Source organism: Kitasatospora sp. NPDC004240 (assembly GCF_053603215.1).
On the sequence record NZ_JBSGFD010000005.1, the window covers coordinates 1 to 24071 of the forward strand.

Annotated in this window: 24 protein-coding genes and 1 pseudogene; 12 read left to right on the plus strand and 13 right to left on the minus strand. The window is 72.2% G+C overall.

Annotated elements, in window-relative coordinates; genetic code table 11:
- Positions 1-13: 13 nt before the first annotated feature.
- Complete coding sequence (locus ACWEQL_RS02290; protein ID WP_452148241.1) at positions 14-1129, minus strand: nicotinate-nucleotide--dimethylbenzimidazole phosphoribosyltransferase; 1116 nt, start codon at positions 1127-1129, stop codon at positions 14-16.
- 28 nt (positions 1130-1157) lie between these two features.
- A pseudogene (gene cobU / locus ACWEQL_RS02295) lies at positions 1158-1721 on the minus strand (bifunctional adenosylcobinamide kinase/adenosylcobinamide-phosphate guanylyltransferase); the annotation flags it as partial.
- A gap of 106 nt (positions 1722-1827) precedes the next feature.
- Between cobU and ACWEQL_RS02300 the strand changes: the two are divergent.
- Positions 1828-2028 carry a hypothetical protein gene (locus ACWEQL_RS02300; RefSeq protein ID WP_452148242.1) on the plus strand — a complete coding sequence of 67 codons (201 nt, stop codon included), beginning with the start codon at positions 1828-1830 and terminating at the stop codon, positions 2026-2028.
- A gap of 24 nt (positions 2029-2052) precedes the next feature.
- Here the strand turns inward: ACWEQL_RS02300 and ACWEQL_RS02305 are convergent, their stop codons facing one another.
- Positions 2053-2793, minus strand: coding sequence for a class I SAM-dependent methyltransferase (locus tag ACWEQL_RS02305; RefSeq protein ID WP_452148335.1), 741 nt, complete (start codon positions 2791-2793; stop codon positions 2053-2055).
- Positions 2794-2948: 155 nt separating this feature from the next.
- The gene (locus ACWEQL_RS02310) at positions 2949-3548 is read right to left on the minus strand and encodes a DUF3043 domain-containing protein (protein WP_452148243.1); all 600 of its coding nucleotides are present in this window, start codon (positions 3546-3548) and stop codon (positions 2949-2951) included.
- A 286-nt stretch (positions 3549-3834) separates the two neighbouring features.
- On the opposite strand from ACWEQL_RS02310, the gene ACWEQL_RS02315 reads away from it, so the two are divergent.
- On the plus strand, positions 3835-4638 hold the full coding sequence (locus tag ACWEQL_RS02315; protein WP_452148244.1) for a PspA/IM30 family protein: 804 nt from the start codon (positions 3835-3837) through the stop codon (positions 4636-4638).
- Positions 4639-4693: 55 nt separating this feature from the next.
- Complete coding sequence (pspAA, locus tag ACWEQL_RS02320) at positions 4694-4987, plus strand: PspA-associated protein PspAA (protein WP_452148245.1); 294 nt, start codon at positions 4694-4696, stop codon at positions 4985-4987.
- A gap of 103 nt (positions 4988-5090) precedes the next feature.
- Here the strand turns inward: pspAA and nadA are convergent, their stop codons facing one another.
- Positions 5091-6275, minus strand: a complete 1185-nt coding sequence (gene nadA / locus ACWEQL_RS02325) for a quinolinate synthase NadA (protein ID WP_452148246.1) — start codon at positions 6273-6275, stop codon at positions 5091-5093.
- A 224-nt stretch (positions 6276-6499) separates the two neighbouring features.
- On the opposite strand from nadA, the gene ACWEQL_RS02330 reads away from it, so the two are divergent.
- From ACWEQL_RS02330 to ACWEQL_RS02340, 3 genes are all read left to right on the plus strand, one after another.
- Positions 6500-7438, plus strand: coding sequence for an NADP-dependent oxidoreductase (locus ACWEQL_RS02330; RefSeq protein ID WP_452148247.1), 939 nt, complete (start codon positions 6500-6502; stop codon positions 7436-7438).
- 110 nt (positions 7439-7548) lie between these two features.
- Positions 7549-8013, plus strand: a complete 465-nt coding sequence (locus ACWEQL_RS02335) for an Lrp/AsnC family transcriptional regulator (RefSeq protein ID WP_452148248.1) — start codon at positions 7549-7551, stop codon at positions 8011-8013.
- Positions 8014-8207: 194 nt separating this feature from the next.
- On the plus strand, positions 8208-9575 hold the full coding sequence (locus ACWEQL_RS02340; protein WP_452148249.1) for a pyridoxal phosphate-dependent decarboxylase family protein: 1368 nt from the start codon (positions 8208-8210) through the stop codon (positions 9573-9575).
- Positions 9576-9689: 114 nt separating this feature from the next.
- On the opposite strand, the gene ACWEQL_RS02345 is transcribed toward ACWEQL_RS02340, so the two are convergent.
- The gene (locus ACWEQL_RS02345; protein ID WP_452148250.1) at positions 9690-10568 is read right to left on the minus strand and encodes a GNAT family N-acetyltransferase; all 879 of its coding nucleotides are present in this window, start codon (positions 10566-10568) and stop codon (positions 9690-9692) included.
- 329 nt (positions 10569-10897) lie between these two features.
- Between ACWEQL_RS02345 and erpA the strand changes: the two genes are divergently transcribed.
- Complete coding sequence (gene erpA, locus ACWEQL_RS02350; protein WP_452148251.1) at positions 10898-11251, plus strand: iron-sulfur cluster insertion protein ErpA; 354 nt, start codon at positions 10898-10900, stop codon at positions 11249-11251.
- A 91-nt stretch (positions 11252-11342) separates the two neighbouring features.
- On the opposite strand, the gene ACWEQL_RS02355 is transcribed toward erpA, so the two are convergent.
- A complete protein-coding gene (locus ACWEQL_RS02355; RefSeq protein WP_452148252.1) occupies positions 11343-12032 on the minus strand; it encodes a hypothetical protein in 690 nt (229 codons plus the stop codon).
- Between the two features lie 101 nt (positions 12033-12133).
- Positions 12134-12355, minus strand: coding sequence for a hypothetical protein (locus ACWEQL_RS02360; protein WP_452148253.1), 222 nt, complete (start codon positions 12353-12355; stop codon positions 12134-12136).
- A gap of 334 nt (positions 12356-12689) precedes the next feature.
- On the opposite strand from ACWEQL_RS02360, the gene ACWEQL_RS02365 reads away from it, so the two are divergent.
- Positions 12690-13667: a carbohydrate kinase family protein gene (locus ACWEQL_RS02365; protein ID WP_452148254.1), complete on the plus strand. Its 978-nt coding sequence runs from the start codon at positions 12690-12692 to the stop codon at positions 13665-13667.
- A 27-nt stretch (positions 13668-13694) separates the two neighbouring features.
- On the opposite strand, the gene ACWEQL_RS02370 is transcribed toward ACWEQL_RS02365, so the two are convergent.
- Entirely contained in the window at positions 13695-15083 is a 1389-nt protein-coding gene (locus tag ACWEQL_RS02370) for an aminotransferase class V-fold PLP-dependent enzyme (RefSeq protein ID WP_452148255.1), read from the minus strand.
- A 359-nt stretch (positions 15084-15442) separates the two neighbouring features.
- Between ACWEQL_RS02370 and ctaC the strand changes: the two genes are divergently transcribed.
- From ctaC to ACWEQL_RS02390, 4 genes are all read left to right on the plus strand, one after another.
- Positions 15443-16294, plus strand: a complete 852-nt coding sequence (gene ctaC / locus ACWEQL_RS02375; RefSeq protein WP_452148256.1) for an aa3-type cytochrome oxidase subunit II — start codon at positions 15443-15445, stop codon at positions 16292-16294.
- Entirely contained in the window at positions 16294-18069 is a 1776-nt protein-coding gene (ctaD, locus tag ACWEQL_RS02380) for an aa3-type cytochrome oxidase subunit I (RefSeq protein WP_452148257.1), read from the plus strand. The genes ctaC and ctaD overlap by 1 nt, the downstream gene beginning before the upstream one ends.
- A complete protein-coding gene (locus ACWEQL_RS02385) occupies positions 18069-18485 on the plus strand; it encodes a cytochrome c oxidase subunit 4 (RefSeq protein ID WP_452148258.1) in 417 nt (138 codons plus the stop codon). The genes ctaD and ACWEQL_RS02385 overlap by 1 nt, the downstream gene beginning before the upstream one ends.
- Before the next feature lie 166 nt (positions 18486-18651).
- A complete protein-coding gene (locus tag ACWEQL_RS02390) occupies positions 18652-19917 on the plus strand; it encodes an Ig-like domain-containing protein (RefSeq protein ID WP_452148259.1) in 1266 nt (421 codons plus the stop codon).
- A gap of 26 nt (positions 19918-19943) precedes the next feature.
- Here the strand turns inward: ACWEQL_RS02390 and ACWEQL_RS02395 are convergent, their stop codons facing one another.
- From ACWEQL_RS02395 to qcrC, 4 genes are all read right to left on the minus strand, one after another.
- The gene (locus ACWEQL_RS02395) at positions 19944-20315 is read right to left on the minus strand and encodes a GntR family transcriptional regulator (RefSeq protein WP_452148260.1); all 372 of its coding nucleotides are present in this window, start codon (positions 20313-20315) and stop codon (positions 19944-19946) included.
- 123 nt (positions 20316-20438) lie between these two features.
- The gene (gene qcrB / locus ACWEQL_RS02400) at positions 20439-22097 is read right to left on the minus strand and encodes a cytochrome bc1 complex cytochrome b subunit (protein ID WP_452148261.1); all 1659 of its coding nucleotides are present in this window, start codon (positions 22095-22097) and stop codon (positions 20439-20441) included.
- Positions 22094-23164 (minus strand): cytochrome bc1 complex Rieske iron-sulfur subunit, encoded by a 1071-nt coding sequence (qcrA, locus tag ACWEQL_RS02405; RefSeq protein ID WP_452148262.1) that lies wholly within the window; start codon positions 23162-23164, stop codon positions 22094-22096. The genes qcrB and qcrA overlap by 4 nt, the downstream gene beginning before the upstream one ends.
- Positions 23161-23967, minus strand: a complete 807-nt coding sequence (gene qcrC / locus ACWEQL_RS02410; RefSeq protein ID WP_452148263.1) for a cytochrome bc1 complex diheme cytochrome c subunit — start codon at positions 23965-23967, stop codon at positions 23161-23163. The genes qcrA and qcrC overlap by 4 nt, the downstream gene beginning before the upstream one ends.
- Positions 23968-24071: the final 104 nt, after the last annotated feature.

Here is a 24071-nt window from a genome sequence, read left to right on the forward strand (position 1 = left end):
GCCCCGGCGGCGCTCAGAGCCGGCCCAGCAGCTCCGCCGCGCTGGGCAGCCTCGGCGGCTCCACGGGCGCGGCCGGGGCGGCCGGGGCGGGGGAGCGGACGGCCAGGGTGTCCGAGGCGGCCTGGAGCAGGGGCAGCGCCAGCAGCGCGCCGACGCCCTCGCCCATGGTGACCTGCTGCTCCTGCAACGGCGTCAGGGTGAGCCGGTCGTACGCCTTCGCCTGGGCCGGCTCGCCGCTGGACTGCCCGGCCCGCCACCACTCCGGCGCCCGGAAGGCGATCCGCTGGGCGACCAGCGCGCAGGCGGCCGACACCACGCCGTCCAGCACCACCGGCAGCTTGCGCACGGCGGCCTGGAGCAGGAAGCCGGTGATCGCGGCGAAGTCCGCGCCGCCGGTGGCGCCGAGCAGCGCCAGCTGGTCGCCGAGCACCGGCCGGGCCCGTCGCAGCGAGTCCCGGACGGTGGCGCACTTGACCATCCAGACCCGGTCGTCGATGCCCGAGCCGCGCCCGGTCACCGCGGCCGCGTCCGTCCCGCAGAGGGCGCCGACCAGCACCGCGGCGACGGTGGTCGCGCCGACCCCGAGGTCGCCCAGCAGCACCAGGTCCGTCCCGGCGTCGGCCTCCTCGTCGGCGACCGCCATGCCGGCGCGGAACGCCGCGACCGTCTCCTCGGGCGTCAGCGCGTCCTCGACGTCGATCCGACCGGAGCCGCGGCGCACCCGGTGCGCGCTCACCCCGTCCGGGAAGGCCCCCGGGTCGGCGTCCACCGCGACGTCGACCACCCGCACCCCGGCGCCGTAGCGCCGGGCCAGCAGGGCGACCGGCGCGGTGCCGTCCAGCACGGCCCGCACCCGGGCGGCCGTGCCGCCCTCGGCGGACAGCCGGGACACGCCGAGCGAGGCCACCCCGTGGTCGGCCGCGAACAGCACCACCTTGGGCGCGCCCAGCGGCCGTACCGGGGAGTGGCCCTGGACGGAGGACAGCCAGCTGCCCAGCTCCTCCAGCTTCCCGAGCCCGCCGCGCGGGCGGTCGAGCGCCCGCCAGCGCTCGTCGGCGGCGCGCCGGGCGCTCTCGTCGGGGCGCTCGACGAGCGAGGAGAACGTATCGAGATCCACGGTCGTGTCCATCGTTCGGAAGGCTACACGCCGCGGTCGTTCAGCCCGCGGCGGGCTTGACGGTCAGTACCTGTCCGGCCACCACCAGCAGCACGCGCTCGGAGGCGTCCGCCACCGCCATGTTGAGCCGGCCCAGGGTGTCCCGGAACCGCCGCCCGGCCGCGGTCGCCGGGACGACGCCCATGCCGACCTCGTTGCTGACCGCGACCACCGTCCGGCCGGTCGCCGCCCAGGCCGCCGCCAGCGCCTCGCAGCGCCGCCCCACCGCCCGCTCGCCGCCGGCCGCCCACACCGCGTCGTCCCAGGCGCCGCACTCGTCCATCACCGCGGTCAGCCACAGCGCCAGGCAGTCGATCAGCACCGGCGCGGGGTCGGAGCGGTCCGCCAGCACCGCCTCCAGGTCGCAGGTCTCGGCGGTGCGCCAGCTCGCCGGCCGCCGCTCCCGGTGGAGCTCGACCCGCTGCGCCCACTCGGCGTCCCCGTCCCGGGTGCCGCTCGTGGCCACGTACAGCACGTCCGGGTACGGGGCGAGCAACTGCTCGGCGCGGGTGGACTTGCCGGAACGGGCGCCGCCGAGGAGGAGGGTGCGGGGGAGCGCGGGGAGGGGTGCCATACGGGCCATCCTGCCCGACGAGGCATACGGAAGATCGGGCCGGGCAGGCTAAGGTGCGCAGCATCGGAGCACAGCGGCATCGCGAGGGAGGCCCGGCATGGCCTGGACGTGGCGGTACGAGAAGACGGACGGCACCGTGGTGGCCCCGGAGGGCGGCGCGGAGGAGTTCGCCGGCCAGGGCGACGCGGAGAGCTGGATCGGCGAGAGCTGGAAGCAGCTGGCCGAGGACGGCATCGACACCGTGGTCCTGCTGGAGGACGACCGGACCGTCTACTCGATGAGCCTGCACGAGGGCTGATCGGGCCCTACTCCGCGTGACGGCTCACTTGGCGCCGATGACGTGGAGCAGCGCGGCTATCCGCCGGTACGGGTCGGTCCGCCCGGCCCGTTCCTCGGCCTCCAGCAGCTGGGCCAGCTGCCGGCCGTCCACCGGCGGTGCCGCGTCGTCGGGCGCGTTGTCGGTGAAGACCCGTACGCCGTACCAGTGCCGCAGCGGCACCGAGACCTCGGAGAGCGTCACGGCGAGGTCGGACAGCCGGTCGGCGCGGGCGGCCAGGCCCAGCCGGTTGTAGTAGCGGTCGCTCTCGAAGGCGTGCAGGGCGGCCCGCCAGTCCCCGGTGGCGGCGGGCCGCAGGGCGAGTGCGTCGCGGTTGCGGACCAGCAGGGAGAGCAGCCCGCCGGGGGCGAGCAGCCGGGCCAGCGAGGCGATCATCGGGTCCGGGTCCGGCAGGTACATCAGGACGCCGTGGCAGAGCACCACGTCGAAGCTGCGCGGGCCGAACCAGCGGCCGCACTGGTGGCCGTCCCCGCTGAGCAGCTGCACCCGGCCGCGGACCTCGTCCGGTTCCTCCGCGAGCGCGCCCTGGGCGACGCCGAGCGCCACCGGGTCGGAGTCGATGCCGGTGACGTAGTGGCCGGCCCGGGCCAGCCGCAGGGCCTGGGTGCCCTGGCCGCAGCCGATGTCGAGCACCCGCTGGGCGGTGCGCCCGGCCAGCTGCTCGGCGAGCTGCCGGGCGACCAGTTCCTGCCGGACGTGGTTGCGCACGCCGCCGAGGCGTTCCAGCCAGGGGCCGGCGCCGCCGGCGAAGGAGCCGCTGCGCGAGGGCAGCCGCTCGTGGCCGAGCCGGTCGTGCCCCCCGCCGCCCTGGCCGGGAAGCGCGTAGAGGCCGGGCCCCTCCCAGGTGGGAGGGGCCCAGCCGGAGTCCACCGGTTCGGCGGTCAGGGCTTCTCCCCGCGCCGCACCTGCGGCTTGGGCAGTCGCAGCCGGCGCATCTGCAGGATGCGCATCAGGCCGTACGCGACCGCGCCGCGGGTGTTCTGCCCGGCGAAGCGCACGGCGAGCTGCTTGCGCAGGCCGAGGCCGAGCCGGACGAAGTCCACGATGACCAGCACGAAGAAGGTCAGGAACAGCATCGTGGACAGCAGCTGGAGGGCCGGCACCTTGACCACGCTGAGGATCAGGATGACCACGGCGGCGGGCAGGAAGAACTCGGCGAGCGACCAGCGGGCGTCCACGTAGTCACGCGTGAACTTGCGCACCGGGCCCTTGTCACGGGCCGGCAGGTGGCGCTCGTCGCCGTCGAGCAGCGCCATGCGCTGCTTCTCCCGCTCCGAGCGCAGGCGCTCGCGCTGCTGGCGTGCGGCCTCCTTGCGGTCCTTGGGCACCGTCACCCGGGTGCGCCGGCTGGCCTCGGCCTCGCTGCGCTTGGGGGTCGGGCGGCCCTTCTTCGCCTGCGGGTCGCGGGGCAGGCCGGTCTCCTCCTGCTGCTCCAGCACGGTGGTGGAGGCGGAGGCTTCATCTGTACGGCGTCGGAACACACCCCCAGCGTACGGGGTGCGCGGGGGCTTGTTCGGGTGCCGTTGGACCCAAACGCATATCGATCGGGTTCCCGGGGGATTCCCGTAGGGGTTCCCTCCCCTCGGTGGATCAGGGAATGAGGGACGGATCCACCCCGGGGATGAGGCCGTGACGGGGGTTGCTGTAGCAGTCTTGTTGCAGGCAGGTGCACTGCGGCGACGGGCTCGCTGCACATACACTCGTCGTGTCTGGTAACGAGACCGAAACCGCGAAACCGCAGGCCGGAGAAGGGGGCACCCGAGGCCCATGAGCGACGGAATCATGAAGCGTATGGGGCTGATCTTCCGCTCCAAGGCGAACAAGGCCCTGGACCGGGCGGAGGATCCGCGCGAGACGCTCGACTACTCGTACCAGAAGCAGCTCGAACTGCTGCAGAAGGTACGCCGCGGTGTCGCGGACGTGGCCACCTCGCGCAAGCGCCTGGAACTCCAGCTGACCCAGCTCCAGCAGCAGTCCGCGAAGTACGAGGACCAGGGCCGCAAGGCGCTGTCCCTGGGCCGTGAGGACCTCGCCCGCGAGGCGCTCACCCGCAAGGCCAGCATGCAGGGCCAGATCACCGACCTGGAGACGCAGTACCAGCAGCTCCAGGCCGAGGAGGAGAAGCTCACGCTCGCCTCCCAGCGCCTGCAGGCCAAGGTGGACGCCTTCCGCACCAAGAAGGAGACCATCAAGGCGACCTACACCGCCGCCCAGGCGCAGACCCGGATCGCGGAGTCCTTCTCCGGGATCTCGGAGGAGATGGGCGACGTGGGCCTGGCGATCCAGCGGGCCGAGGACAAGACCGCCCAGATGCAGGCCCGCGCGGGCGCGATCGACGAGCTGCTGGCGTCCGGCGCGCTCGACGACGCGAGCGGGCTCGGCCGCAAGGACGACATCGAGGCGGAGCTGGAGCGGGTGGCCGGCGGCTCGGACGTCGAGCTGGAGCTGGCCCGGATGAAGGCCGAGCTGACCGGGGGTTCGCCGGCCTCCGGCCCGCAGGCCATCGAGCAGGGCCAGCCGCAGTCGCAGCAGCCGCAGAACACCCCGCCCACCATCAACTACAACAAGTAACCCGGGCCGCCCCCGCACGACGGCTCCACCCCCACCACGCAGGGAGACGCACGGCATGATCATGAGGGTCATGGGCGAGGGGCAGTTCGAGGTCGGCGCCGGCCACCTGAACCGGCTCAACGCGCTGGACGACGAACTGCTCACCGCGCTGGAATCGGGGGACGAGGCGCACTTCCAGCGGGCGCTCGGCGAGCTGCTGGGCGCCGTGAAGGAGTACGGCACCCCGCTGCCGGACGATTCGCTGGAGCCGTCCGAACTGATCCTCCCGAACGTCGACGCGACGATCGACGAGGTCAGGTCGCTGCTGCGGGCGGAGGGCGACGGCCTGATCCCGGGCCTGCCCGAGTAGGACCACCCGGCCGCGCGGTCACCAGACAGCGAAGGGCGGGCCCCACCGACGAGGTGGGGCCCGCCCTTCCGTGCGGCGCGTGCCCGGCGGGCCGGGCGGTCGGCTACGGCAGGGCCAGCATCCGGTCCAGCGCGGCCTTGGCGTACTTCTCGGTCTCCGGGTCGACGGTGATCACGTTCGGCACCCGGCCCTCGACCAGCGACTCCAGCGCCCAGACCAGGTGCGGCAGGTCGATCCGGTTCATGGTGGAGCAGAAGCAGACCGCGCGGTCCAGGAAGACGATCTCCTTGTCCGGGTGGGCCTTGGCCAGTCGGCGGACCAGGTTCAGCTCGGTGCCGATGGCCCACTTGGAGCCGGGCTCGGCGGCGTCCAGCGCCTTGATGATGTACTCGGTCGAGCCCACCATGTCGGCGGCCGCGACGACCTCGTGCCGGCACTCGGGGTGCACCAGCACGGTGACACCGGGGATCCGCGCGCGGACGTCGTTCACCGAGTCCAGCGAGAAGCGGCCGTGCACCGAGCAGTGCCCGCGCCAGAGGATCATCTTCGCCGCGCGCAGCTGCTCGACGGTCAGGCCGCCGTTCGGCCTGTGCGGGTTGTAGACGACGCAGTCGTCCAGCGAGTACCCCATGTCCCGGACGGCGGTGTTGCGGCCCAGGTGCTGGTCGGGCAGGAAGAGCACCTTCTCTCCCTGCTCGAAGGCCCACTCCAGGGCCCGCTTGGCGTTGGAGGAGGTGCAGATGGTGCCGCCGTGCCGGCCGGTGAAGGCCTTGATGTCGGCGGAGGAGTTCATGTACGAGACCGGGACGGTCACGTCGGCTATGCCGGCGTCGGTCAGCACGTCCCAGCACTCGGCGACCTGCTCGGCGGTGGCCATGTCGGCCATCGAGCAGCCCGCGGCGAGGTCCGGCAGGACGACCTGCTGGGCGTCGGTGGTGAGGATGTCGGCGGACTCGGCCATGAAGTGCACACCGCAGAACACGATGTACTCGGCCTCCGGGCGGGCCGCCGCGTCGCGGGCCAGCTTGAAGGAGTCGCCGGTGACGTCGGCGAACTCGATGACCTCGTCGCGCTGGTAGTGGTGCCCCAGGATGAAGACGCGGTCGCCGAGCGCGGCCTTGGCCGCGCGGGCGCGCTCGACGAGGTCCGGGTCGGAGGCGGCGGGGAGGTCGCCGGGACACTCGACGCCGCGCTCGCTGTTCGGGTCGGCCTCGCGGCCGAGCAGCAGCAGAGCGAGCGGCGTCGGAGTGGGGTCGACGCCGTAGGTCTCGGTGATGGTGGTGGTCACGGGCGGGTGCCCTTCTGTGCGGCCGATCAGTCGGTGCAGCCTTCTCGTCTATCTGACGCTATCTATGATAACCGGTTAGCGTCACAGTGACGATGGCCGACCTGTCGATGTGACGAGAACCGCTCGCCGATTCGGAGCCCTCCGGCGGAGCCGGAAGAACGATAAGGACCGGGGCCCGGCGTGGCCGAATCGATATCGGCCCCCGATCGCGTTGGCTTGGCCCCATGAAAGCCATCGCGATCCGCCGGTACGGCGGCCCCGAGGTCGTCGAGTACACCGACCTGCCCGATCCCAAGGTCGGGCCGGACTCGGTCCTGGTCGAGGTCAGGGCGGCCGGGGTGAACCCGGTCGACCGCCACATCCGCGAGGGCCGGCTGGACGGGCTGCTGGACGCCCACTTCCCGCTGGTCATGGGCTGGGACGTGGCCGGCGTGGTCCGCGCGGTCGGCGGCGGGGTCACCGAGTTCGCCCCCGGCGACGAGGTGTACGGCTACGTGCGCAAGGACGCCGTCGAGCACGGCACGTACGCCGAACTGGTCGCCGCCCCCGTGCGCACCCTCGCCCGGCGCCCGGCCGCCCTGGACTGGACGCGGTGCGGCGGCCTCCCGCTGGCCGGCCTCACCGCCCTGCAGTCGCTGCGCGCGCTGCGCCTGCGCGAGGGCGAGACCGTCCTGGTGCACGCGGCGGCGGGCGGGGTCGGACACCTGGCCGTCCAGCTCGCCCGGGCCTTCGGCGCCCGGGTGATCGGCACCGCCGGCGAGCGCAACCACGCCTACCTGCGCGGCCTCGGTGCCGAGCCGGTCGCGTACGGCGAGGGGCTGGCCGGGCGGGTGCGGGAGCTGGCCCCGGAGGGCGTCGCCGCCGCCCTGGACCTGGTCGGCGGCGAGGCCGTCGAGGTCTCGGCGGACCTGGTCGCCGATCCGGCCCGGATCGTCTCGGTCGCCGACTACCGGGTGGCCGCGCTCGGCGGCCGCTACCTGTGGGTGCGCCCGGACGCCGCCGGGCTGGCGGAGCTCGCCGAGCTCGCCGACGCCGGCCGGCTCACCGTGACCGTCGCCTCGACCTTCCCGCTCGCCCAGGCCGCCTCCGCCCAGGAACTCGGCGCCGAGGGCCGCACCCGGGGCAAGATCGTCCTCGTCGTGGACCACCGGGACGGCGGCTGACCGTCGTCCACCGGCGGTGAACTCGGTCACGTCATCCGCCAGAATGGTGACGAACCGATTCGGCGGCCGCCGCCCCGCCGACCCCGCACGACCCGTGGAGCCCCGCACCGATGAGCACCAGCCGAGCGCACGAGGTGGCCGGGGCCGCCCTGGACGAGACGGACCGTCTCCTCCTCGCCCGGCTGGGCCGCGACGGCCGCGCCTCGTACGCCGAGATCGGGCTCCAGGTGAACCTCTCCGCCACCGCCGTACGCCGCCGGATCGACCGGCTGCGGGCCCGGGGCGTGGTGCGCGGCTTCACCGTCGTCCTCGACCCGGCGGTGCTCGGCTGGCAGACCGAGGCCTTCGTCGAGGTCTACTGCCGCGAGCGCACCGCCCCCGAGGAGATCCTCGCCAGCCTGCGCCAGTTCCCCGAGGTGGTCGCCGCCTGGACGGTCACCGGGGACCCGGACGCGCTGGTCCACCTGCGGGCCTCCGACACCCGGCACCTGGAGGCCGTCATCGAGCGGATCCGCAAGGAGCCCGGGGTGCAGCGCAGCCGCTCCTCGGTGGTGCTCTCCCAGCTCATCGGCTGACCCGTCCGGCCGACTCCCGCCCCCGCGCAGGAATCCTGCGCGGGGCCCGCCGAACACGCCCGAAACCTGCCCGACCAGCCGCGTTCCGACGCGCGACGGGGGGCCGCCGCTGCCTAGGCTGATCATGTCCGGCAGAGCGCCCCCACGGCTGCCACCGGACCTCCCCGCCCCCAGACGCCGAGAGAGGGACATCCGTGTCCGCAGCCCCCGACCGCATGCACCGGCCCGACAACGAGCTGGTCGACCTGGTATTCGACTACATGCGGGAGCGGCTGCAGTACGACCCCGTCCCGCTCGACCACCCCGGCGACGGCGAGCACCTGCGCGCCCAGCTGGCCGGCCTGCTGAACCCCGACGGCAACAACCCGGCCGACGTGCTCAAGCTGTACGACCACGAGCTGTCCCGCGCGGTGATCTCCGCCGACAGCCCCCGCTACCTGTCGTTCATCCCGTGCGCCCCGACCAAGGCCGCGCTGCTCTTCGACATGGTCGTCTCCTGCGCCTCCCTCCAGGGCATCTCCTGGCTGGAGGCGGCCGGCGCCATCGCCGCCGAGAACCAGGTGCTGCGCCTGATAGCGGACCGCGCGGGCATGCCCGAGTCGGCCGGCGGCACCTTCGTCTCCGGCGGCTCGGCCGGCAACCTCTCCGCGCTGGTCGTCGCCCGCGACACCGCCCGCCGCCGCCTCGGCGTCGGCCCGGAGGCCCGGCTGCGGATCGCCGTCGCCGACCAGGTGCACTCCTCGGTCAAGAACACCTTCAACATCATCGGCGTCGAGGCCTTCAAGGTCCCGACCGTCGACCGCCGCTTCACCGGCGAGGCGCTGCGCGCCGCCCTCGCGGCCGACCCGAACCCGGAGACCGTGATCGCGGTCGTCGGCACCGCCGGCACCACCAACGAGGGCATCGTCGACGACCTCCAGGGCCTGTCCGAGGTCGCCCGCGAGCGCGGCCTCTGGTTCCACGTGGACGGCGCCTACGGCGGCGCGGGCCTGTTCGCCCCCTCGGTGCGCGAGCGCTACAACGGCATCGAGCACGCCGACTCCTTCGTGGTCGACCCGCACAAGTGGCTGTTCGCCCCGTTCGACTGCGCCGCGCTGCTCTACCGCAACCCGCAGCTGGCCCGCGCCGTGCACACCCAGGACGCCTCGTACCTGGACGTGCTGCACACCGAGGGCGACGAGTGGAACCCCACCGACTACGCCTACCACCTGACCCGGCGCGCCCGCGGCCTGCCGCTCTGGTTCTCGCTCGCGGTGCACGGCACCGAGGCGTACACCGACGCCATCGAGACCGGCCTCCGGCTCGCCCGGGACACCGCCCAGCTGATCCGCGACACCGAGCACCTGGAGCTGCTGTTCGACCCGCAGCTCTCCGCGGTCTGCTTCAAGCGCACCGGCTGGACCAACGACGACTACTACCGCTGGTCGCAGCAGCTGCTCGCGGACCAGATCGGCTTCGTCACCCCGACCGGCTGGGACGGCGAGACAGTCGCCCGCTTCGCCTTCCTGCACCCGGGGACCACCATGGACATGGTCCGCGAGATCCTCGACACCATGGCCTGATCCCGCGCCACCCCGCAGGTCACCCCCGGACTCCGCCGGGGGCCGTGTCCGCCGCACGGCCCCCGGCGGTCTCATGTCCGCGCCGCGTGTCCGGCGGCCGCCTCCGGGCCCCGGTCAGAGGTAGCCGCCGTCGGGCAGGTACGGCGTCGGCGGGCGCATCCCGCGCAGGCCCAGGTAGCCCCGGGTGTGCGGGGACAGGCCCACCTCCAGGCCGACGTCCAGCGCCCACTCCTGCTCCGCCGTGACGAACCCCACAACGGCGTCGGTGCCCTCGGGCACCCGGGCCAGCGCCTCGCGCAGCAGCCGCACCGCGATCCGCTTCGAGGTCGCGGCCAGCAGCTTGATCTCGCCGCCGTCCCGGTAGCAGTAGCCGCTGCCGGCCAGCGCGTCCGCGACCAGCAGCTCCTCGAAGTGGCCGAGCATCATCGCGTGGTCCGGCCCGTGCGCCGCCCCGCGCAGCCGCCGGTCCACCGAGTCCAGCAGGTGCCGGTGCGTCCCGTTGCCCGGGTGCACCGGGATGTCACCCGGGTCGATCAGTCCGGACCGGTCCACCGGGCCCGTCAGCCGCATCGCCGGGTGCAGGGTGAACCCGGCCAGCCGGTAGCGGCGGGCCGCCGCCGGGTCCGGCGAGGCGCACAGCATCCCGCGCAGACAGCCCCGCCCGTACGCGGCGGCCCGCTCCAGCAGCAGCCGGCCCAGACCCCGCCCCTGCGCCTCGGGCACCACCACGAACAGCGTGAGGACCCACACCCCCTCGCGGCGCAGCGACAGCACCGCCCCCACCGGCTCGCCGTCGACCTCGGCCAGCCAGCAGCCCTGCGGGTCGGTGCGGGCCAGATGGCGGGTGCGGGCCAGCCGGTGCACCGCCCGGCCCCGCGGCCCCGGGGAGCGGCCCTGCGCGGCCTCCTCGGCGTACGGGGCGAAGGCGGCGCTGGCGATGTGCTGGACGGCCTCCGCGTCGGCGGCGGTGTCCTGGACCTGGCGCAGGATCATGCCCACCATCCTGGCGGCCGCACGGGCCCGCGGGGGCCGCTTCGGCGGGATCCCCCGCACGATCCCGCCATGATCGGGCACGGGCCCGGCGCGGGTTCCCGGGGGTGCTCCGGGGGTGCTCCGGCCGGGGCGATCGCCGGACGGGCGATGACCGAGGTCCGCCGGTGTGCGAGCATGGGGAGCGTAGGGGAGCGGGTGGCACACCCGGCCCACGGAAACCGACCGCCACGAAGAACCACTGTCAAAAGAGCCCGCCGTCCGGGAATGGAATCCGGACGGCCACTGGTTGGCACTGGCGGCACACCGTCGTCAAGACCGGGAGAAAGCAGATGACCGTCCAGGACGAGACCACCGTCGAGAGTGGCATCCTCCTCACCGATGCCGCCGCGGCCAAGGTCAAGGGCCTGCTGGAGCAGGAGGGCCGCGAGGACCTCGCGCTGCGCGTCGCCGTCCAGCCCGGTGGCTGCTCCGGCCTGCGTTACCAGCTGTTCTTCGACGAGCGCTCGCTCGACGGCGACGTGGTCAAGGACTTCGACGGCGTGAAGGTCGTCACCGACCGCATGAGCGCCCCGTACCTGGGCGGCGCCACCGTCGACTTCGTGGACACCATCGAGAAGCAGGGCTTCACGATCGACAACCCGAACGCCACCGGCTCCTGCGCCTGCGGCGACTCGTTCAGCTAAGCGGCACCGGCCGGGCGGCGTCCGCCGGGCGGTACGTGCCGAAGGGCGGCACCGGGATTCCCCGGTGCCGCCCTTCGCTGTACATAGGCGCTCAGCGGCCGCTGACGTCCGGGTTGTCCGGGTTCGGTCCGACGAAGGCGTCGGCCTCCAGCGGCACCAGCTGCCCGGTGGAGATGTCGGTCACCGCCCGGCCGGTCAGCGGCTGCTTCAGGTCCACCGTCACGGTCTGCCGCTTGGCGAGCTCGGCGCAGGCCTGTCCGGCCGGCATCGGCTGGGTCACCACCACCCGGACGTCCACCCGCCCGGGCTTGGACTCGTCCGCCTTCAGCCCGTACTTCTCGCAGATCCCGCCGTAGAACCAGACCGTCAGCCGGCTGCCGTCGATCCGGTAGGTGATCGCCTGGTGCGCCACCGGTGCCGGCTCGCCGACCGCGATGCCGTTGTTCGGGGGAGTGGCCGCCGGCGTGGGCGCCGTGGGCGGGGCGGTCGGGGTCGCCGGACGCGGGCCGGGGGTGGTCGCGGACGGATCCCCCGGCACCGTGGCGGACGGCGAGGCCGATCCGCCGGAGGCGCCGGGCGAGGGCGAGGCGGTGGGCGCGGCCGGCGCGGTGGACGAGGCGGCCGGGCTCGTGGCCTTGTCCGAGGCGGCCTTGTCCCCGTCACCGCACGCGGTCAGCGCGGCCGCCGCCAGCAGCAGCCCGGCCAGCGCCGCCGCCCGCCGGACGCCGGTGCGGCCGTGCGCGGGGCGGGCGGCGTGCCGGGGCATCGTCTCCAGATCCATCTGAACTTCCTCCCGAGGGTTCGGCGGCGCCGCCTCCGGGGCCGCGCCGCGCAACTGTGACGTGGCCCGGACGAATCCGGTTCCGCCGAACCCCACCGGGATCACATGCCGTACTCGGCCATCCCCGCGACCACCCGCTGCGCCCCCGAGGAGACCCGGAAGCCCGAGTGCCCGGCCGGCGCGCTCGGCTCGGGGCCGGTGGCCAGCAGGGGCCAGAACCGCCGCAGCCGCCGGGAGGAGTCCACCAGCGCGTCGAGCGTCTCGGCGTCCGCGTCACCCCGGAGGGCGGGGGGAACACGCAGCGGGTGGGGACTGGGCATCATGGCGATCGCTCCGATCGGTTCCGTGCCGCGGCGTCGCTGCCGCGGCGCTGGAGGGAGCCGGTGAGGCCCCTGCTGCGACCCTAGGACCGCCCACCGGGGCGCGACCAGTGCTACCCGGGGGTAGTACACGTTCGACCCCCGGGAGTGCCGCCCAGCGGCCGTACGGGGCCTCCGGTGCCGCCTCCGGGCCGCCCGGGAGCGGCACCCGGTGCCACGCCGGACGCCCGGCCCCCACGTGCGGTCTTGCTGCCGCCCGGTCCCGGCCCGGTACCGTGGGTGGGTTCCTCCCACCGACCCTGTCCGTGGCCACGCCGCCACCCAGAGGAGACCTCTCGTGCGTATCGCCGTCGCCGGCTCGATCGCGACCGATCACCTGATGACGTTCCCCGGCCGCTTCGCCGACCAGCTCGTCGCCGAGCAGCTGCACACCGTGTCCCTGTCGTTCCTGGTGGACACCCTGGACATCCGGCGCGGCGGCGTCGCGCCGAACATCGCGTTCGGCATGGGCGTGCTCGGCCTGCGTCCGGTCCTGGTCGGCGCGGCCGGCGCGGACTTCGCCGAGTACCGCAGCTGGCTGGAGCGCAACAACGTGGACTGCCAGTCGGTCCACATCTCCGAGACCCGGCACACCGCCCGTTTCATGTGCACCACGGACGAGGACCACAACCAGATCGCCTCGTTCTACACCGGTGCCATGGCCGAGGCCCGCAACATCGAGCTCAAGCCGATCGCCGACCGGGTCGGCGGCCTGGACCTCGTCCTGATCGGCGCGGACGACCCGCAGGCGATGGTCCGCCACACCCAGGAGTGCCGCACCCGCGGCTACGCCTTCGCGGCCGACCCCTCCCAGCAGCTGGCCCGCCTCGACGGCGACGACATCCGCGAGATCGTCGACGGCGCCGCGTACCTGTTCACCAACGAGTACGAGGCCGCGCTGATCGAGAGCAAGACCGGCTGGGACGCCGACGAGATCCTCTCCCGGGTCGGCACCCGGGTGACCACCCTGGGCAGCAAGGGCGTGCGCATCGACCGCAAGGGCGAGCCGGCCGTCGTGGTCGGCTGCGCGCCCGAGGAGAGCAAGACCGACCCGACCGGCGTCGGCGACGCCTTCCGGGCCGGTTTCCTGGCGGGCCTGTCCTGGGGGCTGGAGCTGGAGCGCGCCGCCCAGCTCGGCTGCATGCTGGCCACCCTGGTCATCGAGACCGTCGGCACCCAGGAGTACGAGCTGCGCCCGTCCGCCTTCCTGCAGCGCTTCGAGTCCGCCTACGGCGCCGAGGCGGCCGCGGAGATCCGCGCCCACCTGGTCAAGTGACCACGCCGGTCAGGCGAGTACCGCCGGTCAGGCGGTCCGTCTGACCAGGTAGGCCGTGCCCCGGTCGCCGCCGTACCCGGCGGCCGGGGCCTCGCCCAGGTACTCCTGCCCGCGCATCCCGCACCAGGCCGGGATGTCCAGGCGCGCCGCCTCGTCGTCCGCCAGCACGGCGACCGTGCCGCCCTCGGGCACCTCGCCGATCCGCTTCGCCAGCTCGATCACCGGCAGCGGGCAGCGCTTGCCGAGGGCGTCGATCACCAGGGTCCCGGTGTGGGCCTCCACCGGCGCGAGGTCCAGCCCCAGCGGCGCCCGCACCTCGGAGACGATCCCGGGCAGCACCTCCAGGAAGCGCTCGACGTCCGCCTCCGCGGTGCCGAACGGCAGCGACACCCGGACGTTGCCCTCGGTGAGCACCCCCATCGCGGCCAGCACATGGCTCGGCGTCAGCGTGGAGGAGGTGCAGGAGGAGCCCGAGGAGACCGCGAAGCCCGCCCGGTCCAACTCGGTCAGCAGCACCTCGCCGTCCACGTACAGGCAGGAGAAGGTGACGATGTGCGGCAGCCGCCGCACCGGGTCGCCGACCACCTCGACCTCCGGCACCAGCCGCGGCACCCGGGCCCGGATCCGCTCCACCAGCGCGTGCAGCCGCGCGTTCTCCCGCTCGGCCTCGGCCCGTACGGCGCGCAGCGAGGCGGCGGCGGCCACGATCGCCGGCACGTTGACGTAGCCGGGCACCCGGCCGCCCTCGCGCTCGTCGGCCGGCAGCGGTGAGACGTACCGCACACCCTTGCGCACGGCGAGCACCCCGACCCCGGCCGGGCCGCCCCACTTGTGCGCGCTGGCGGTGAGCAGCGACCAGCCGGCCGGCACGTCCGCCCGCCCGGCGCTCTGCGCCGCGTCGACCAGCAGCGGTACGTCACCGCGGGCGGCGGCCACCTCGGCGACCGGCTGGACGGTGCCCACCTCGTGGTTGGCGGACTGCAGCACGGCGAGCGCGGTGTCCGGCCGCAGCGCGGCGGCGAACTCCTCGGCGCGGACCCGTCCGTGGCGGTCCACCGGGACGACGTCCACCTCGCCGCCGGCCGCGAGGTGCCGCTCGGCGGCGTGCAGCACGCTGGAGTGCTCGACGGCCGAGTGCACCAGGCGCGGGCCGCGCCGCCGGTGGCCGGCCAGTGCGCCGAGCACGCCCAGCTGGACGGCCTGCGTGCCGCTCGCGGTGAAGGAGATCTCGTCGGCCCGGGCGCCGAGCACCTCGGCGACGGTCTCCCGGGCGGCGTCGAGCAGCATCCGGGCCTGCCGGCCGGAGCGGTAGAGCCGGGCGGGATCGGCCCAGCCCTCGTCCAGGGCGGCGGTCAGCGCCTGCCGCGCGACGGGGTGGAGCGGTGCGGTGGAGGCCACATCGAAGTACACGGTCACATTTAACGACACACCCGGACGCCTCCCCTCCCCGTCGCGCGCCTCACCGCCCGTCAGTCGATCACCCCGAATGTCCGCTTCGTCCGCACCCGACGGCCCGTCACCCACGTTGTCCGAGGTCATCCCCCGATCGGGCGTACGGACCTCTAATGCCTACGATGACCTGCGGCGCAGCCCTTGCCGGGCCTGATCGGGCGACCGGGCGGCGCGTTACCGGGACCTGCCCGTCAGCAGCGCATAAGGCTGGAGTAGGGTTTGGCCCGCATAAGCATTCAAACCGTGCCCGTGGACGGGTCGCGGGGGAGGGAAGCCCTCCCCGGGGCGACGCGAAGGCGGGCGAGACTTCGGGAAGGCGCTACGTGAGTCCCAACGGCTCCGACCGCTCGCCGCGGCGCACGATGCGGCGGAAGCTGCCTCAGGCGCTGGCACTGGGCCTCGTCATCGCGACCGCCACAGGCTGCTCGGCCAACGACCTCCCCAGGCTTGGCCTCCCGAGCCCCGTCACCGTGGAGGGGCCCCTGGTCCTCCACATGTGGCAGGGCTCCTGGATCGCGGCTCTGGTGGTCGGCGTACTGATGTGGGGTCTGATCATCTGGAGCGTGATCTTCCACCGGCGCAGCCGCACCGGTGTGCAGGTCCCTCCGCAGACCCGGTACAACGTGCCCATCGAGGCGCTCTACACCGCGGTCCCCATCGTCATCGTCTCGGTCCTCTTCTACTTCGTCGCCCGCGACGAGTCGAGGCTGACCCAGGTCTCGGCGAAGCCGCAGCACGTGGTGAACGTGGTCGGCTTCCAGTGGAGCTGGGCGTTCAACTACGAGAACACCGAGATCCCCGACCCGGCCAACAAGCAGGCCGCGTACGAGGTGGGCACTCCGAAGGAGGCGCCGACCCTGGTCCTGCCGGTCAACGAGTCGGTGCAGTTCGTCCTCACCTCGCGGGACGTCATCCACGACTTCTGGCCCGTCAACTTCCTGATGAAGATGGACGTCGTGCCGGGCGTGGTGAACCGCTTCGAGGTCACCCCGACCGTCAAGGGCACCTACATGGGCAAGTGCGCCGAGCTCTGCGGCGTCGACCACTCGCGCATGCTGTTCAACGTCAAGGTCGTGGACAAGGCCGAGTACGAGAAGCACCTGGCGGACCTGCGGGCCAAGGGTCAGACCGGCGCTGTGCCGTCCGGCATGATCACCACGGGAAGTGAAGAATAGTGACCATCCTCAACGAGCCCGCCGCGGCCGGCGGGGGCGCCGGGGCCGTCACGGTCGGGGCGCAGCGTACCCGCAAGCCGGGTGCCACCATCATCAAGTGGCTCACCACCACTGACCACAAGACGATCGGCACGCTGTACCTGGCGACGTCGTTCGCGTTCTTCCTGATCGGCGGCGTGCTCGCCCTGGTCATGCGCGCCGAGCTGGCTCGTCCCGGGACCCAGATCCTGTCGAACGAGCAGTTCAACCAGGCGTTCACGATGCACGGCACGATCATGCTGCTGATGTTCGCGACGCCGCTGTTCGCGGGCTTCGCGAACTGGATCATGCCGCTGCAGATCGGCGCGCCGGACGTGGCCTTCCCGCGTCTGAACATGTTCGCGTACTGGCTGTACCTCTTCGGCTCGACCATCGCGGTGGCCGGCTTCGTCACCCCGCAGGGTGCCGCCGACTTCGGCTGGTTCGCCTACTCGCCGCTGTCGGACGCGGTCCGCTCGCCGGGCATCGGCGCCGACATGTGGATCATGGGTCTGGCCTTCTCCGGCTTCGGCACGATCCTCGGTGCGGTCAACTTCATCACCACGATCATCTGCATGCGCGCTCCGGGCATGACGATGTTCCGGATGTCGATCTTCGTCTGGAACGTCCTGCTGACCGCGGTGCTGGTCCTGCTGGCCTTCCCGGTCCTGGCCGCCGCGCTGTTCGCCCTGGAGGCGGACCGCAAGTTCGGATCGCACGTCTTCGACCCGGCCAACGGCGGGGCGCTGCTCTGGCAGCACCTGTTCTGGTTCTTCGGTCACCCCGAGGTGTACATCATCGCGCTGCCGTTCTTCGGCATCGTCTCGGAGATCGTCCCGGTCTTCAGCCGCAAGCCGATGTTCGGTTACTCGGGTCTGATCGCGGCCACCATCGCGATCGCCGGTCTGTCGGTGACGGTGTGGGCGCACCACATGTACGTCACAGGACAGGTCCTGCTGCCGTTCTTCTCGTTCATGACCTTCCTGATCGCGGTCCCGACCGGTGTGAAGTTCTTCAACTGGGTCGGCACCATGTGGAAGGGCTCGCTGAGCTTCGAGACCCCGATGCTCTGGACGGTCGGCTTCCTGGTCACCTTCCTCTTCGGTGGTCTGACGGGTGTCCTGCTCGCCTCCCCGCCGATCGACTTCCACGTCTCGGACTCGTACTTCGTCGTCGCCCACTTCCACTACGTGGTCTTCGGCACCGTCGTCTTCGCGATGTTCGCCGGCTTCCACTTCTGGTGGCCGAAGATGACCGGCAAGATGCTGGACGAGCGCCTCGGCAAGATCACCTTCTGGACGCTGTTCATCGGCTTCCACGCGACCTTCCTGGTGCAGCACTGGCTCGGCGCCGAGGGCATGCCCCGCCGCTACGCCGACTACCTGGCCGACGACGGTTTCACCACCCTGAACACCTTCTCGACCATCGGCTCGTTCCTGCTCGGCCTGTCGATCCTGCCGTTCCTGTACAACGTCTGGAAGACCGCCAAGTACGGCGAGAAGATCACCGTGGACGACCCGTGGGGCTACGGCCGCTCGCTGGAGTGGGCGACCTCCTGCCCGCCGCCGCGGCACAACTTCACCACCCTGCCGCGCATCCGCTCCGAATCCCCGGCCTTCGACCTCCACCACCCGGAGATCGCCGCGCTGGACTACCTGGAGAACCACGGTGAGCCGGCCAAGCACCTCGCCGGTGTGACCCCGGTGAAGTACGACAACCCGCAGCTCGGCAAGGGCAAGAAGGGAGGCGACGCCTGATGAAGGAACAGGGCAAGATCTTCCTCGGCTTCGCGGTCTTCATCCTCATCATGGCCGTCGTGTACGGCCTGTGGACGAACCACTCCGACCTCGGCATCGAGGCGGCGGGCACCACCGCGCTGTTCCTGGCCTTCGGCCTGTGCGCCTTCATCGGGTACTACCTCGCCTTCACCGCCCGCCGGGTGGACAGCGGCGCGGGTGACAACCCCGAGGCCGAGGTCGCGGACGACTCCGGCGAGCAGGGCTTCTTCGCCCCGCACAGCTGGCAGCCGCTGTCCCTGGCCGTCGGTGGCGCGCTCGCCTTCATGGGTGTGATCTTCGGCTGGTGGCTGCTGTACTGGTCGATCCCGATCATCCTGATCGGCATCTACGGCTGGGTCTTCGAGTTCTACCGGGGCGAGAACCAGAACCAGTAAGGCTCCCGTCCCACAGGGCCGGGCATCCCGCGAGGGGTGCCCGGCCCTGTTGCGTCCCCGGAGTGACGGCCTCACCCCGGCGGCGCAACGGCGGGTCCTCCGGATGTCGCTCCGCCCCATGACGTTCCTACGATCTGATCAATCGTGCGAACCCTCGGAGGCGGTCATGGCCGACAGGCGCGGAATCGCAGGTCTCGGCGGCATATCGCTGGCCCTCGCAGTACTGGCCCCGGTGGCCGCCTGCACGTCCGGCGGGGGAGCGGACGAGGCGGCCGTCAGCATCCACACGGTGGACGCGGCGCCCCTCGTCCGCCTCTCCGTCAACGGCAAGGCGGATCCCTCGCAGCCCGTCAGCGTCACCGCGGAGAACGGTGCCCGGCTCACCGACGTCACCGTGCTCGGCCCGGACGGCCGGGTGGTGGCGGGCCGACTGGCGGAGGACCGGCGCAGCTGGTCGACCACCGGGCGGCTGCGGGCCGCCACCGACTACACCGTCCGGATCGCCGCCGACGACGGCAAGGGCGGCCGCGGCGAGACCACCGCCGCCTTCTCCACCCTGGCGCCCGAACGGCTGCTCACCGCCGTCCTCGGCCCGGACTCCTCCGGCACCGGCCTGTACGGGGTCGGCCAGCCGCTGACCGTGAAGCTCTCCGAGGCCGTGAAGGACCAGGAGGGCCGCCGGGAGGTCGAGCGCTCCCTCACCGTCACCAGCCAGCCCGCCGTCACCGGCGCCTGGTACTGGGTGGACGACCGCAACCTGCACTTCCGCCCGCAGGACTACTGGCCCGCCGGCACCACCGTCACGCTGGCCTTCGACGGCGTCGGCAGCCGGATCGCGGACGGCCTGTACGGCGGCGAGCGCTCCGTCCTCGCCCTGCGGATCGGCGACCGGGTGGAGTCCGTGGTCGACGCCGCCACCCACCAGCTCACCCTGAAGCGCAACGGCCAGGTGGTGCGGACCATCCCGGTGACCACCGGCAAGCCCGGCTTCGACACCCGCAACGGCGTCAAGGTGGTGCTCGGCCAGGAGCGGATGGTCCGGATGAGCGGCGAGAGCATAGGGATAGCGGCCGGCAGCTCGGAGTCCTACGACCTGCAGGTCGAGTGGGCCACCCGGGTGACCTGGAGCGGTGAGTACGTCCACGCGGCGCCCTGGTCGGTCGGCTCGCAGGGCGTGGACAACGTCAGCCACGGCTGTACCGGCATGAGCACCGAGAACGCCCGCTGGTTCTACCAGAACACCCGGATCGGCGACCTGGTCCAGGTGGTCAACAGCCACGGCTCGGGCATGGAGCCGTTCGGCAACGGCTTCGGGGACTGGAACGTCCCCTGGACCGACTGGCTGAAGCACAGCGCCCTCGGACAGCCCGTCAGCACCACCGTCCCGGCCACCCAGTCCCGCGCCAACGGCGTCGCCCGCCCGGAGCTCTGACGGCCCCCTCGGGCCCCGCCCCCGGGCTACCGCGCCCCGTACGCCAGCTCCAGCGCGGTCACCGCGGCGGCCAGCGCGTCCTCCCGCGACACCCCCAGCCGCAGGGCCCGGTCGGCGTACTCGCCGGCCGCGGCGGCGGCCAGCCGGTGCGCGGTGTCGCCCACCGCGGCGATCAGGGTGCCGCGCCGTCCGTGGGTCTCCACCACCCCGTCCGCCTCCAGCTCCCGGTAGGCCCGCGCCACCGTTCCGGCGGCGAGCCCCAGCTCCTGCGCCAGCGCCCGTACGGTCGGCAGCCGCAGGCCCGTCGGCAGCTCCCCGCTGCGGGCCCGCTCGGCGATCTGGGCGCGGATCTGCTCGTACGGGGGAGTGGCGGCGGCGGGGTCGACGGTCAGCTGCACGGGTGGCTCCTGGGAGGTCGGCTCTGCTGGGGAGAGCGGGCGGGGCTGTCGGGCGGGACGGTGAAAGCCCGAAGGCCCCCGACCGGGGAAACGGTCGGGGGCCTTCGGGGGGTGCGTACGGGATCAGTGGTGGCCGTGGCCGCTGGTGATCTCGTGGTGCTCCTCGGCGGTGGGCTTGGCGATCTGGGCGCCCTCGCCGTAGAAGCCGCGGGAGAGCTTGGCCCGGGTCCGGGTGATCAGGCCGGCCTTGCGGGCCACGCCGTTCTCGTCCGTCGCGGCCGGCAGCTCGAACACCGGCTGCTGCTCGTGCGCGGTGAGCTTGTACAGGTCGGCCTGCGGGAGCTGGGCGTGGACCTCGATGAACTCACCGTGCGGCAGGCGCTTGATGATGCCGGTCTCGCGGCCGTGCAGCACCTTCTCCTTGTCACGGCGCTGGAGGCCGAGGCACCAGCGCTTGGTGATGATGAAGGTGAGGACGGGGACCACGAAGAAGCCGACGCGCACGAAGTACGTGATGTCGTTGATCGACAGGTGCAGGTGCGTGGCGAACAGGTCGTTGCCACCGCCGATCAGCAGCACCAGGTACAGGCTGATCCAGGCCGCGCCGAGGGCGGTGCGGACGGGGGCGTTGCGCGGACGGTCCAGGATGTGGTGCTCGCGCTTGTCGCCGGTGATCCAGCCCTCGATGAACGGGTAGACCGCGATCGCGACCAGGACCAGCGGGAAGATCATCAGCGGGACGAAGACACCCAGGTTCAGGGTGTGGCCCCACAGGCCGATCTCCCAGCCCGGCATGACGCGGATCAGACCCTCGGAGAAGCCCATGTACCAGTCCGGCTGGGCGTCCGTGGACACCTGGTCGGGGCGGTAGGGGCCGTACGCCCAGATCGGGTTGATCGTGGCGATCGCCGAGATGGCGGAGATGACACCGAAGACCAGGAAGAAGAAGCCACCGGCCTTGGCCATGTAGACCGGCATCAGCGGCATGCCGACGACGTTCTGCTCGGTCTTGCCCGGGCCCGCCCACTGGGTGTGCTTGTGGTAGAAGACCAGGATCAGGTGCGCGACCAGCAGGCCCAGCATGATGCCCGGGATCAGCAGCACGTGGATCGTGAAGAACCGCGGCACGATGTCGGTGCCGGGGAACTCGCCGCCGAACAGGAACATCTGGATGTAGGTGCCGACCAGCGGCACCGCCAGGATCGCGCCCTCCATGAACCGGATACCGGTACCGGACAGCAGGTCGTCGGGCAGCGAGTAGCCGAAGAAGCCGTCGAACATGCCCAGGACCAGCAGCAGGAAGCCGAAGACCCAGTTGATCTCACGGGGCTTGCGGAACGCGCCGGTGAAGAACACGCGCATCATGTGCACGAGCATCGCGGCCACGAAGACCAGGGCGGCCCAGTGGTGGATCTGACGGATCAGCAGACCGCCGCGGACCTCGAAGCTGATGTCCAGGGTCGAGGCGTAGGCCTCGGACATCATGATGCCCTTGAGCGGCACGTACGAGCCCTCGTACACCACCTCGCCCATGGAGGGCGTGAAGAAGAGCGTCAGGTAGACACCCGTCAGGATGATGATGAGGAAGGTGTAGAGGCAGATCTCGCCCAGCATGAAGGACCAGTGGTCCGGGAAGATCTTCCGCAGGTTGGCCCGGGCGAGGGAGTAGATCCCCAGCCGGCCGTCCGTCCAGTCGGCGGCGGCCTCCCACTTGTTGGCGGGATTGGCACGCGTGCTGGCCGGCTTCGCGGCACCGGAGGTGGTGCTGCTCGCGCTACTCATCGAGCACGCTCCCAGAAACTCGGGCCGACGGCTTCGTCGAAGTCGCCGGTGGCGATCAGGAAGCCCTTCTCGTCAGTGGTGATCTTCAGCTGCGGCAGCGGGTGGCCGGCCGGGCCGAAGATCACGCGCGCGCCGTCCGCCAGGTCGAAGGTCGACTGGTGGCAGGGGCAGAGCGCGTGGTGGGTCTGCTGCTCGTAGAGGCTGATCGGGCAACCGACGTGGGTGCAGATCTTGGAGTAGGCGAGGATGCCCTCGAAGCCCTTCTCGCGGGACTCCTTGTCCTTGATGTCCTCGGGCGCGATGCGCACGAGCATCAGGGCGTCCTTGGCGATCTGCACCTGGAAGTCGTGGTCGTGCTCCTCCAGCCCCTCGGGCTTGGCGAAGACCAGCGACCCCACGATGATGTCCTCTGCCTTCATCGGCAGGTTGGTGTTCATGTTGATCAGCTGGAGCGGCTTCTGCTCGGTCGCCTTGTCCCAGCCGGTGTGCTGCAGCTTGTCCTCGGGCAGCGGGCCCAGGTCGCGCAGCAGCACCACACCGGACAGCGGCACCAGCGCCATCGAGCCGATCAGCGTGTTGCGGATCATCTTGCGGCGGCCGAAGCCGGACTCGGCGGCGCCGGTCCTGAACTGCTCGATGACGTCCGCGCGGACCTCGTCGTCGGCCTCGATCGGGTGACGCTCGGCCGGCAGCTCGTGGTCGGACATCAGGGTGCGGGCCCAGTGGACCGCGCCCGCGCCGATGCAGAACAGCGCGACACCGAGGGTCATGCCCAGCGCGAAGTTCAGCGCGCTGACCTTGCCCAGCGGGAAGATCTCGACGAGCTTGTCGGGGTCGATGGCCACGTACGAGGCGATGAAGCCCACGGTGGCGAGCATCGAGACCACGAACATGATCGAGACCTGGCGCTCGGCCCGCTTGGCGGCCCGCTCGTCGATGTCGGTTCGGCGGGGCTCGTGGGCCGGCAGGCCGGGGTCGGCGAACGGGTCGCCGTGGGCAGCCACCTCGTGGTGCCCGGCGGAGCCGTGCGACTCCGGCAGGTTTTCTTCTGACATGTCCTGGCTCATGACTTCTTGGCCTTGGTGGTGTGGGCGGCGACCCAGATCGCGACCACGATGAGCGCGCCGAGCCCGAAGATCCAGCCGAACAGGCCCTCGGTCACCGGACCGAGGCTGCCGAGCGTGAGACCGCCGGGGTTGGGCTCATCGTTGGTGTGGCGGACGAAGGCCACGATCTGCTTCTTCTGCTCCTCGGGCATGATGGTGTCCGGGAACGACGGCATGTTCTGCGGGCCGGTCTGCATGGCCTCGTAGATGTGCTTGGCCTCCACGCCCTCCAGCGACGGCGCGTACTTGCCCTGGGTCAGGGCACCGCCCTTGCCGGCGAAGTTGTGGCACTGGGCGCAGTTGGTGCGGAACAGCTCGCCGCCCTTGGAGATGTCCTCCGGGTTGGTCGAGGTGTACTGCTCCTCGGTCGGGGTGACCGGGCCGGGGCCGAGCGAGGCCACGAAGGCGGCCATCTGGTCGATCTCGGCCTGCGAGTAGATGTTCGGCTTGCTCGGCACCTGGGCGCCGGGCTGCTGGGCCGGCATACGACCGGTGGAGACCTGGAAGTCGACCGCGGCGGAGCCGACGCCGACCAGGCTCGGACCGTCACTGGAACCCTGGCCGTTGAGGCCGTGGCAGGAGGAGCAGCCCACGGCGAAGAGCTTCTTGCCCTCCTCGATCGCGAGCGACTGCGCGGCCACGTCGGCCTGCGCCTTGTCGGCGGGCGCGAACGCGGCGTACAGCCCCCCGGTGGCCGCCAGGGCGAGAATTAGGACGACCAGCGCCGCCAATGGGTGGCGCCGTCGTGCGGAGAGCTTTTTCACGGAATAACCCCGGTGTCAGGATCTGGTCGACTGGTGGGTGCACCCGGCGGCCGGTCTGGCCGGCACGAGGCTGCCCGTCTAGGGCTGCGCGCGCGGTCGGTCGG

Coding starts and splice junctions, on each gene's coding strand:
- ACWEQL_RS02290 (WP_452148241.1), bottom strand. CDS start 1,129: ATGGACACGACCGTGGATCTCGATACGTTCTCCTCGCTCGTCGAGCGC.
- ACWEQL_RS02300 (WP_452148242.1), top strand. CDS start 1,828: ATGGCCTGGACGTGGCGGTACGAGAAGACGGACGGCACCGTGGTGGCC.
- ACWEQL_RS02315 (WP_452148244.1), top strand. CDS start 3,835: ATGAGCGACGGAATCATGAAGCGTATGGGGCTGATCTTCCGCTCCAAG.
- pspAA (WP_452148245.1), top strand. CDS start 4,694: ATGATCATGAGGGTCATGGGCGAGGGGCAGTTCGAGGTCGGCGCCGGC.
- ACWEQL_RS02330 (WP_452148247.1), top strand. CDS start 6,500: ATGAAAGCCATCGCGATCCGCCGGTACGGCGGCCCCGAGGTCGTCGAG.
- ACWEQL_RS02335 (WP_452148248.1), top strand. CDS start 7,549: ATGAGCACCAGCCGAGCGCACGAGGTGGCCGGGGCCGCCCTGGACGAG.
- ACWEQL_RS02345 (WP_452148250.1), bottom strand. CDS start 10,568: ATGATCCTGCGCCAGGTCCAGGACACCGCCGCCGACGCGGAGGCCGTC.
- erpA (WP_452148251.1), top strand. CDS start 10,898: ATGACCGTCCAGGACGAGACCACCGTCGAGAGTGGCATCCTCCTCACC.
- ACWEQL_RS02355 (WP_452148252.1), bottom strand. CDS start 12,032: ATGGATCTGGAGACGATGCCCCGGCACGCCGCCCGCCCCGCGCACGGC.
- ACWEQL_RS02360 (WP_452148253.1), bottom strand. CDS start 12,355: ATGATGCCCAGTCCCCACCCGCTGCGTGTTCCCCCCGCCCTCCGGGGT.
- ACWEQL_RS02385 (WP_452148258.1), top strand. CDS start 18,069: ATGAAGGAACAGGGCAAGATCTTCCTCGGCTTCGCGGTCTTCATCCTC.
- ACWEQL_RS02390 (WP_452148259.1), top strand. CDS start 18,652: ATGGCCGACAGGCGCGGAATCGCAGGTCTCGGCGGCATATCGCTGGCC.
- qcrB (WP_452148261.1), bottom strand. CDS start 22,097: ATGAGTAGCGCGAGCAGCACCACCTCCGGTGCCGCGAAGCCGGCCAGC.
- qcrA (WP_452148262.1), bottom strand. CDS start 23,164: ATGAGCCAGGACATGTCAGAAGAAAACCTGCCGGAGTCGCACGGCTCC.